2 protein-coding genes are annotated in these 1,115 nt (G+C 55.2%); both read right to left on the bottom strand.

Annotated elements, in window-relative coordinates:
* Positions 1-87: 87 nt before the first annotated feature.
* Entirely contained in the window at positions 88-279 is a 192-nt protein-coding gene (locus tag LKD37_RS17530) for a DUF1540 domain-containing protein (protein ID WP_302930333.1), read from the bottom strand.
* An 88-nt stretch (positions 280-367) separates the two neighbouring features.
* Positions 368-841, bottom strand: a complete 474-nt coding sequence (locus LKD37_RS17525) for a hypothetical protein (protein WP_022177917.1) — start codon at positions 839-841, stop codon at positions 368-370.
* Positions 842-1,115 lie beyond the last annotated feature (274 nt).

The raw sequence follows: 1,115 nt of genomic DNA, 5'->3' as shown, positions 1-1,115 counted from the left end.
GCGTGTTTTCACACGCTGTGCGTGCGCACAGCGCACGGGATTCTTGATTAAATTTTTTAATCAAGAATCAGTATCAGGGCGATTGGGTCAGATCTTGCGGAAGCTCTGGCAGTCGGTGCACTGGTCCATGGAGGGGTGATTCTCGTGGGTACCCACCTGGATGCTGGACAGGCCGCAGTTGTCCATATCCTGGCAGTGATGGGCGCAGCTGGTCACGGAGCACTTGATGGACATATTGGGGGTGCAGCTGCACCCATCGTTGGTACAATTCTTGCTCATAGCGAAGGTCCTCCTTGCAAAAAATAAAGTCAGGCCGCAAGGCCTGACCTTATTCTGACCCGCCGGGGCGGGATTATACGCGTTTTTTTCAGCCGTTATCGGTGCGGTTGCGCCATTCCACTTCCTGGTCCAGCTCAAACTGCAGCTTCTTGTTCTCCTCCACCAGCTCGTCATAGTGGCGGCCCTGGATATAGTACTTCACGAAAATGAAGGTGGCCTCGTTGAACTCCTCCTCGGTGTATTCCGGCAGCAGGGAGCCGTTCTTCCGGCGCAGACCCTGAACGTTGATGACCACCAGGCGGCGGTGCTGCTCGGACAGCTGGAACAGCTTCAGCGTCTCGGGGATCTCCAGCCCCAGATCAAAATTATCATTGACCAGCTCCAGCAGACGGCGCTGCTCGGGCTTGGCGGACACGATGACGCCGTAGCGGGCAAACAGGCGCTTGAGATAGTCGGCAGAGACCTCCTCACGGGTGATGGTGCCCTTGCCGATGCCGGTAAGCATGGTGTTGGACAGGTTCAGGCTGACGTATACTTCTTCGCCGGTTTTGGGATAGCTCATGGGGTACCTCCTATTAATGTTCCGATGATTCCTGCGCCGCCGGGCGGCGCGTCGCTTTCTATGGATAGGGTACCACAAGCGCCCGCCGATTGCAACAAAAACTTGTACCAAGAACGTTTATTTGTAGGATAAAACAGCCGTTTCCGTGATTTTGACAGGCGTTTATGTTTCCAAATGTACCAAACAACTCGTACATGCAGAACCGGCTCCGCGCGACAGACTGCACCCCTTTTTTGACAAGCAGAGCGGCGCTGCATGGCAGTCCCTTGCCTTT

The sequence above is a fragment of the Brotocaccenecus cirricatena genome (assembly GCF_020687045.1).
Taxonomy (GTDB): domain Bacteria; phylum Bacillota; class Clostridia; order Oscillospirales; family Oscillospiraceae; genus Vescimonas; species Vescimonas cirricatena.
This window is presented reverse-complemented; position numbering and strand designations above follow the sequence as displayed.